Annotated in this window: 8 protein-coding genes and 3 pseudogenes; 3 read left to right on the top strand and 8 right to left on the bottom strand. The window is 66.4% G+C overall.

The features are described from left to right. Window positions 1-198 (top strand): hypothetical protein (locus MKK84_RS14125; RefSeq protein WP_243920637.1); only part of this gene is annotated, 198 nt, incomplete at its 5' end. Between the two features lie 497 nt (window positions 199-695). Here the strand turns inward: MKK84_RS14125 and MKK84_RS14130 are convergent. The 8 genes and pseudogenes from MKK84_RS14130 to rsgA form a co-directional block, all read right to left on the bottom strand. Beyond that, window positions 696-1,529: pseudogene (locus MKK84_RS14130) on the bottom strand (alkaline phosphatase family protein); the annotation flags it as partial. A gap of 12 nt (window positions 1,530-1,541) precedes the next feature. Next, the gene (locus tag MKK84_RS14135) at window positions 1,542-2,096 is read right to left on the bottom strand and encodes an alkaline phosphatase family protein (protein WP_243920639.1); all 555 of its coding nucleotides are present in this window, start codon (window positions 2,094-2,096) and stop codon (window positions 1,542-1,544) included. After that, window positions 2,093-2,551, bottom strand: a complete 459-nt coding sequence (locus MKK84_RS14140) for a TIM barrel protein (protein WP_243920650.1) — start codon at window positions 2,549-2,551, stop codon at window positions 2,093-2,095. Before MKK84_RS14140 ends, MKK84_RS14135 begins: the two co-directional genes overlap by 4 nt. 354 nt (window positions 2,552-2,905) lie before the next feature. Next, a pseudogene (locus MKK84_RS35920) lies at window positions 2,906-3,487 on the bottom strand (ABC transporter substrate-binding protein); the annotation flags it as partial. Continuing rightward, window positions 3,448-3,606: pseudogene (locus MKK84_RS35700) on the bottom strand (hypothetical protein); the annotation flags it as partial. The pseudogenes MKK84_RS35700 and MKK84_RS35920, both read right to left, overlap by 40 nt. Window positions 3,607-3,651: 45 nt before the next feature. Further along, window positions 3,652-4,698, bottom strand: coding sequence for a B12-binding domain-containing protein (locus MKK84_RS14155; protein ID WP_243920641.1), 1,047 nt, complete (start codon window positions 4,696-4,698; stop codon window positions 3,652-3,654). A 29-nt stretch (window positions 4,699-4,727) separates the two neighbouring features. Continuing rightward, window positions 4,728-5,354, bottom strand: a complete 627-nt coding sequence (locus tag MKK84_RS14160) for a BLUF domain-containing protein (RefSeq protein WP_243920643.1) — start codon at window positions 5,352-5,354, stop codon at window positions 4,728-4,730. A gap of 661 nt (window positions 5,355-6,015) precedes the next feature. Further along, the gene (rsgA, locus tag MKK84_RS14165; RefSeq protein ID WP_243920645.1) at window positions 6,016-7,050 is read right to left on the bottom strand and encodes a ribosome small subunit-dependent GTPase A; all 1,035 of its coding nucleotides are present in this window, start codon (window positions 7,048-7,050) and stop codon (window positions 6,016-6,018) included. Window positions 7,051-7,445: 395 nt separating this feature from the next. On the opposite strand from rsgA, the gene groES reads away from it, so the two are divergent. Both groES and MKK84_RS14175 read left to right on the top strand, forming a co-directional pair. Further along, a complete protein-coding gene (groES, locus tag MKK84_RS14170) occupies window positions 7,446-7,733 on the top strand; it encodes a co-chaperone GroES (RefSeq protein ID WP_243920647.1) in 288 nt (95 codons plus the stop codon). Window positions 7,734-7,832: 99 nt separating this feature from the next. Continuing rightward, on the top strand, window positions 7,833-8,451 hold a 619-nt coding region (locus MKK84_RS14175; protein WP_279599524.1), incomplete at its 3' end, for a TCP-1/cpn60 chaperonin family protein.

The following is an 8,451-nucleotide window of genomic DNA, read 5'->3' on the forward strand; positions in this document are numbered from 1 at the left end:
GGCTCTTCCGATCGGCGTCTGGCGGGCTGGGCGGGCGAGGGCCCGGCGGGGGGCATGGCGGGTCTGCGGCTGGAGGGCCGGGCTTACTGGGGGGGCGAGCTGGGCGAAACCGTCGCAACAATGCGCTCGGGCAAGTTCGGGGTGCCGTTCGCGACGCGCACGGGCCGGCTCGGCCGGGACGGGGCGGTCCTGGGGTGAGCCTGACCGGCCCGGTGGCCGAGGGCGTGATGCTGTCGCTGAGCTACACCGGCGACGTGCGTCCCGGCGCCACCGCCCAGGTGATCTCCGCCGGATTGCAGGCCCGCTGGTGAGCGCGGCGGGGAGCAGATGCATTACATCTGATGGAGCAACCGCTTGGCATCTCCGATGTGCTTCACCCATACCCCGGACTTAGTGAGCCTAATACCAGCGGCCGTGTACATCCTGATACAAGCTGGAGAAGGACATGCTTGGCCGCATCGAGAGCCGCGGCATGGAAGAAGGCATCGGATATTGGGGCTGTCCTCATGCAGTTTCTGTTATGAATAAAGCAAATAGGCGCGAGGTCATTCGTGGACCTGCATCTCCCGCTGACCGTTTTTGGGCTACCTCCTCATCAACGGCCGGATCTGCCGTCTCGATCTGCCGGAGAACTAAAGCCGGTGCTGCCGGCTATCGGGTGAGCCTGATCGGTCCGCGCCGAAGCCATCCCGGCTTTACGCAACGCGACCGCCGTGCAGCAGGATCCGCGACCCGTTGCGCTCGGCACTGACGAGGCGCTGCCGGAATCCGTCGCGGCCGGCTTCATGGATCCGGGGCGCGGCTTCGTCAGGCTCGGCATCGAGGAGCGACCGGCCGGTCATGGTGGCGGCGGGCGGCAGGCCGAGGGCGGCCAGAACCGTCGGCGCGAGGTCGATGATGCCGCTCGGGCGCCGGTCCAGCGCACCGGCCAGGAGGCCGGCGCCGCGCAGGATCAGAGTGGTGTTCAGCTCGTACCGGTTGAGGCCGCCATGCATGCCGCCGCCGACCGGCACGCCGCACTCCGTCATCAGCGCGGAACCAGGATAGCCGAACCGATCGGGCGCCTCGTCGGAGCGTAGGGCGAAGACGAGGTCCGGCGCCCGGGCGTGGTCGAGATCGACCAGGGACAGCGAGAATGTGCCCGGAACTTCGCCCTCAACGGCGCCACCGCGCGTGAACACCAGTCCGGTGAGGCTCTGCTCCATTAACCAGCGCGCGATGGCATCGCGGCGAGCTGGGCCGCCCTCGAGGATCCGGATCTCGGCGATGTTGCCGCCGGTCAACGCGAAGCTCGCCCCTTCGAGCGTGCGCCCGACCGAGCACCGCCCAGCATGGCCGGCGGCCTTGAGGAGGCTGCGGACCGGCACCACGTCGCGCATGGTGATCTGGCCGTGATCGGAGGCGGCGATCACCGCGTAGCGGTCGGCATCCGGCTGTGCGTCGATCCAGTCCAAGATGCGCCCGAAGGCGGCATCGACTGCACCCAGGACTGCGCGGGTCTCGGCTGCGCCGAGCGTGCAGTAATGGAACGCGGTATCGGGCTAGTTGAACCAGATCAGCGCGACATCGGGCTCCAGCGTCTCCAGCACGTGCTCGCGGAAGACGCGCACTGCATAGTCGGACTCTTCGAAGCGCGGCAGATGGCGGGGCGGAAGCGGGCCGAAGCGGCCGACCACATCATCGACGGCCTCCGGCGTGGCGCCGGCCGAGCCGGTGTGGACGACGGCCATGCGCCGCCCAGCCTGCGCCAGCACGTCGCCCATCGGTTCTGCGGTTACGAACCGGCCGCCGGTCACCCGCACCGCGAGGCCGATATCGTCCCACCGGCCGAGGTCGACCACGTGGCTGCGCGTCGCCTGCGGGAAGTAGAAAGCATTGCCGACGATTCCTTGGACGCGCGGATGGGCCCCGGTGGCGATCGCCGTCGTGGTGACCCGCGTCATCGACGGGAAGACGCTGCGCGCCTCCCGGAACCACGTGCCCTGCGGGGCGAAGCGGGTCAGGTTGGGCATGTGCTCAGGCGTGACGACATCGGGCCGCAGGCCGTCGAAAACACAGAGGACGACACGGTCGGCCGGAGCGCGGGGGCCGCTCATGCCGCCGCTCCGGCGCCCTGTGTCCGGGCGCGGGCGGCGAGCGCCCGGGTGGCGGCGATGCACGCTTCGACCGCGTGCCAGTAGCGCGGGTTGAGCTCGATGTCGAACACGGCGCCGACGGGAAAGACACAGGCCTCCATCAGCGCGTCCCAGGGGATCGAGCCCCAGCCCACCGGCAGGTGCTGGTCGCCATGGCCGAAGGCCAGCCGCTCGCTCTTGTGATACATCCAGATCGCGTCGGCGCGTCCGAAGGAATCGTGGACGTGGAGGTGGTTGGCGAAGGGGGCGAGCGCCGCGATCTCGGCGACGAAATCGCTGCCGTGAAAACCGTTGCGCAGGTAGGAGTGACTGACGTCGAGGATGGCGCGGATGTGGGGATGATCGATGGCGGCCAGCTCCGCCGCGAGCCGCGCAGGCGAGGCGCAATGGACTTGGCCGGCATGGCCGCCGAACATCGTCTCGAGGCAGATCAGCGGCCCGAGACCGCGTGCGACCTCTCGGCCCGGGCCAGCCAGTCCCGTTGGCGGGCATAGGCGTCTTCGAGCACGGCCGCCTCCGCGATCGGCGCGAGGCCGGAATGCATCATGTAGTGGAGCGCGCCGAGTTCGGCCGCGATCTCGAGTGAGGCCTGCAGGATCTCGAAGTGGCGCCCCAGGCGCGCGGGATCGTCGAAGACGTTGATCGCGAGGTCGCCCGTCGATCGGGGACAGGCGGCGCCGGGTGCCGTCCAGCGGCGGCAGCGCGGCGAGGAGACCCTGCGCGTTCGCCTGCCGGTCGATCGCGCAGAACAGCGCCAGGCACACCCGCGGACCGGCCAGCGCCGGATCGAACGCGTTGTAGTTGATACCGTGCAGGTTCTGGATCGCGCCGTCGGCGACCTCGCGCCCCGTCATGGCCGCGATGGTCAGGAACTGGTCGGGGGAGACCTCGGTGATCACCTGGGCCTCGTCGGTCGCGCGCTGGTTCAGCCGGCTCGCCAGCTCCCGCACGATGCGGAATTCGAACTCGTCGATGGTCGGGCGGCCACCCCAGTAGCCGTCATGCGCGGCGAAGACGAACCGGCGATCGTACGCGAAGTCCTTGACCTTGAACGGCCCGGTTCCGACCGGGGCGATCTCCCGGGCGGCGAAACTCGGCGCGGCCTGGAAGGCGCGCGTGGAGATGATCTGGGCGCCCCATCCAGCTGGAACAGCGCGAGCGCCGCACGGGCCGCCGCGACCTTGGCTTCGGCATCGACCGTCAATCGTTCGGTGACGGGCCGGTAGGCGGTGCGATCGAGATGCACGGCCGGCGCGGCCCCGCCGTGGATGCGCCGCAGGCGCCCGGCCTCTTCGAGGTTGCGGATGTCGCGCCGGATCGCCTCGTGGGAGACGCCGAACCTGTCCGCGAATGCGCCGACGGAAACGATCTCACCGCGGTCGATCATCATCAGGATCTCGCGCTGACGCCCGGCTCCGAGGAATGGCGGGTGGCGCGCAGCTGACGAAGAAGCCTCTGGCTGACGGGGCATCCCCGTCACCGACCCCCACAATTGGCCGCAGATGCAAACAAGATCTCACATCTTGTCGTGCTCGAGTGAAAGATCGAGCAGCCGTTGGGCCAGGAGCACCGCCGTCGCCGCGTCCACTGCGGATGCGTCCGCTCCGACTTGATGGACCAAGTCCGGGTTCTGCAGGAACATCGGTCCTCCGACCATCACACCGATGGACCGGTTGCACGACGCCTCGCGCACGGAACGGATCGCCGTCGCGATCTGATCGACGCGGGTCTCGCTGCTGAGTGTCAATCCGACGACGCCGAACCATTCCGACGCCACCAAATCGGTGATCTCCTCTGGACTGGATGAGAGGCCGAGGGACACAGCCCAGCCTGCCCGGGTCAAGAACTGCTCGACGATCTGCACGCCCAACGTGTGCTGCTCACCAGGTGCACCCATCAGGAGCAGACGGCGCTTCCCATCGAGCACAGCCATCCCGTCGTCGGCCCGGAAGCGCGCCACGAGATGCTGAAGGCGGGCGACCGCGGTGGTGACTTCGACGAAGTCGCACAGGTCCTCGTCCCACATGCGGCCCAACAGGGCGGCAGAGGGCGCCAGCAGATCGAGGAATAGGCGATCGACGGGGTGGCCGGCCGCGACCAGAGCCGAGAAAGCCTCGATCACGGCCCCGTGGTCCGGCAAGAGCGTGAGGTCGGTGAAGGTCGCGACCTGCCCCGCGCTGGGCTTGAACGCCTGTTTGGCGACCTCGGTCCCCGCTTTGCGGTGAAGGAGAACCAGTTGAGGAATGATTTCTGTCTGGACGACCTGCTCCAGGGCAAGGCAGCGCTCGCGCGCCGCCTCGGCGGCCCGCTTGCGTGCGTATTGCCAACGCGCTTCTGCCGCAGCCTCGCCATCGTGACCGAGGCCGTCGCTCCACAGATGTTCGGACGGACCGAAATTCTGCATCGTCCCCCCAGGGCGCTCTCGCGTCGGCGGCCTTGCTGGTCGCTCGATCACTGCTCGGCATGAGAAACTCAAATTACGACGATGTAAAGGACGCGGCGGATATCCAATTATCGCACCGTAATCGGCCGGTGATGTCCGAGCCTGCGCCGCCGACGACACGTCCGACCGATCGTCTTGTCCCGGCTTGATTATTTTCGTCCGAGCGCGTGGAGCGGCCCTGAATCGAGTTGCATCAGGATCCGCTTGAGCGCCGCGGCATTGTTCCGGTCTTCGGCGCTCTCCAGCGCGTCCCGGAGTACCACCCGGAGATCGTCGGCCTCGACCCGCTCCATGTCCCACGTCGGATAGAGGCGCTCCCGCTCTTCCTCACTCTGATCCAGCGCGACGAGATCATAATGCCGCGGGTCGCGATGCAGGCTCGCGATCAGCTTCTTCATTTGAGCCGCCGGCCCCTCGATCCACTGGAAGAAGATTCCGCTGCCGAAAACAAGGACGCCGGTGATGCCACGCGCGACGTTGTGGCGCTGGGCCACCTCGACGATGCGGCCGACTTCGGCGTCATCGATACCCTCGGCGGCACGGCTGCAATAAACAAAATGATAGAGGGCGGGCATGTCGGCTCCGCCCGGCTCGGCCCCGCGTGGGATGCCGTATTCATCGAACATGGGGGCGTCCTCCGTTGAGGCCAGACAGGCCGGTCCACGCGGTGCGTCGGCCGCAGGATAGCGCAGCGAACCCGATTTGGAATTGCACGTCATTGCGCGCGCCGGCACACGAAGATTCTCGTTCAGCCCGTTGTGGCGCTCACTCTCCACTCGAGCCAGTCGGCTCGTCGCGATCGCACCTGTGCCGGGAGTAGCGGTAACGGGATAGGGGACTGCCGCGCCTGCGCATTTTTCCGAGGTGCATCGTCGGATAGATTGTGCAAAATCGATTTAGCCGGCGTCCCCGGTATGCCCATGCTGGTGTGATTCAACACCCTCGATCCGCTGGCGTGGGCGTCTGCAACTTACGGCGCTGACCATCTGTATGGTCCCGTCCGCACCGGACCACTCATCGCGTGTCAGGCTCACCCACCAGTATCGATGAGCCTGATCCAGGGCCGCGGATGTACCGTGTATTCAGCCTCAGCGTCGATGGCCGAGTGGGAGAAAGCCGTACGATCCAGGCTCAAAGCGATGATGACGCGAAAGCGATCGCTGCGGCGCTGCCCAACGGCCATGGTATCGATCTTTGGGAACGCGCCCGGTACTTGGCCAGCTACCCCCCTCGAAGCGCGGCGTATCCCGAGCAGTAGCCGTCACGATCCAAGGCGTGTAGCTGTTATGAAAATCCGCCGCGGGTGATGAGCGCGCGCCGAGCGATGTTCGCCCGACCCCTTTTCCGCTCGGAACCGATTCCGCACTGGCCCTGTCGCGAAAATCGACGTCCACACGGCGTCAACGCGACCAGAGCTTCCAAGTAGTATCGTGGAGCCTACCTGGCGGGACGCTGGCGACCGCGTGGCCCAACGGATGTCGGTGTGTTGTCCCGGTTCTCGTCGAAAAGCTTGCGCCACCGGTTCAATCGATCAGGTTCGATCTTGCCTTCGGCAATTGCGGCCGTCACGGCGCAGCCCGGTTCATGGGCGTGCGTACAGTCACGGTATCGGCACAAGGGCGCGAGCTCGACGATCTCAGCGAATAGGGTTTCGATTCCTTCTGCGGCGCCGCTGAGATGCAGAGTTCGCATCCCCGGCGTGTCGATGACCCAGCCGCCACCGGCCATGGCATGCAATGAACGCGACGTGGTCGTGTGGCGTCCCTTCGCATCGTGCTCGCGAATGCCTCCGGTCTGCTGAGCAGGCGCCTGACTTGGGCCCACCAGCGTGTTCACCAGCGTGGATTTCCCGACACCGGAGGAGCCGACCAGCGCCACGGTTCGCCCCATTCCGCACCACGGAGCGAGCAGGTTAGCAGCCGCGGGGAGACGCGGATTGACGGTCACGACGTCGAGCCCGCGTTGCAACTGGGACGCCTGACGCTGGTAGACGCCCAAATCGTCGGCTGTGTCCGCCTTGGTGAGCAGGAGCACCGGGGTTGTGCCGCCTTGATTGGCGAGAGCCAGATAGCGCTCCAGGCGCGCTGGATTGAAGTCGGCGTTGCAGGACGTGACGATAAACAGCGTGTCGATATTGGCCGCTGCGGCCTGTAGAATCCTGCTGCCTTCCGTGCGTCGCTCCATCACCGTCCTGCGGCCGAGACGGCGATGCAATGTCTGGGTCTGCGGGTCGACGAGGATCCAATCGCCGACCGTGAAATCGCCCGCGTTGGCACGAACGGTCAGCGTCAACTCGACCGAGCCGGCCTCCGATAGGGCAGTCAGGCGGGACCGGTGAATCGCAGCAACCCGCATCGGGGCAAAATCTGCCTCGTGGGGTTCACGCTGATCCTCGAAGAACTCGGACCACCCCAGGCTTGCAAGCGATACGGGTTGGAAGGCGGCGGGATGCTCAATCACCGATCGGCCCATGCCATGACATCAAGCGCTTGGCCAGCCCTCTGCATCGGGCTCCCAGCGGATCCGGATGGAACGCCAGGACCGTTCCGCGGCAAGGCCTCGCTTGAACATGCCCAGCGAAGCGATTGGTCGTACCGGTGCGCAGGTTGATCCGAGCCGCACCGAGACGAGCCGACGAAAGCGAGCGGCCTGAAACCGCCGTGACAGGACTGGGGTGCCGGCAGGGCGCGGCCACCCCCCTCTAAAATGCGTGTCGCGACCCTCGGACATGAAATTAGCACTTCTGCGATGCGAGTGCTAATGGTGCGCCGATCGAGCGGCGACACACTCGTCATCGCCGCTACTCTTCCCGCGACAGAGCCCACCATGTCGGTTGGGCCTCGCTTGGGAACGATCAGGATCTCACGATGAAATTCCGTCCGCTGCACGACCGCGTGGTGCTCCGCCGCATCGAAGGCGAGGAGAAGACCAAGGGTGGCATCATCATCCCCGATACGGTCAAGGAGAAGCCGCAGGAAGGTGAGGTTGTTGCCGTCGGCCCAGGTGCACGTGACGAGGCTGGCAAAATCAACGCGCTCGACGTCAAGGCCGGCGACCGCGTCCTGTTCGGCAAGTGGTCCGGCACCGAGGTCAAGATCGACGGGCAGGACCTTCTGATCATGAAGGAATCCGACATCCTGGGCGTCGTCGCCTGAGTTCGGATCAGGCCCAACGGCCTTGATGCGTGATCTGCCCCTTGAGGCGCCCGCCGTGGCGTGCCTCGGGGCCAAACGACAGATGATGAAGGCTCCACCATGTCCGCCAAAGACGTTCGCTTTTCAGCCGATGCCCGCGAGAAGATGCTGCGCGGTGTCGAGCTGCTCGCCAGCGCGGTGAAGGTGACGCTCGGCCCGAAGGGCCGTAACGTCGTGATCGAGAAGAGCTTCGGCGCCCCGCGCATCACCAAGGACGGCGTCACCGTCGCCAAGGAGATCGAACTCGTCGACAAGTTCGAGAATATGGGCGCCCAGATGGTGCGCGAAGTGGCCTCGCGGTCGAGCGACACCGCCGGTGACGGCACCACGACGGCAACCGTGCTGGCCGCATCCATCGTTCGGGAAGGCGTCAAGTACGTCGCCGCCGGCATGAACCCGATGGACCTGAAGCGCGGCATCGATCTGGCGGTGTCCGCCGTCGTGAAGGATATCGGCGAGCGCTCCCGCAAGGTCGCCTCCTCCGATGAGATCGCCCAGGTCGGCACGATCTCCGCCAACGGCGACAAGGAGATCGGCGAGATGATCGCCCACGCGATGCAGAAGGTCGGCAACGAGGGCGTGATCACGGTCGAGGAGGCCAAGACGGCCGAGACCGAGCTCGACGTCGTCGAGGGCATGCAGTTCGATCGCGGCTACCTCTCCCCGTACTTCATCACGA

The organism is Methylobacterium sp. E-065 (genome assembly GCF_022829605.1).
Taxonomy (GTDB): domain Bacteria; phylum Pseudomonadota; class Alphaproteobacteria; order Rhizobiales; family Beijerinckiaceae; genus Methylobacterium.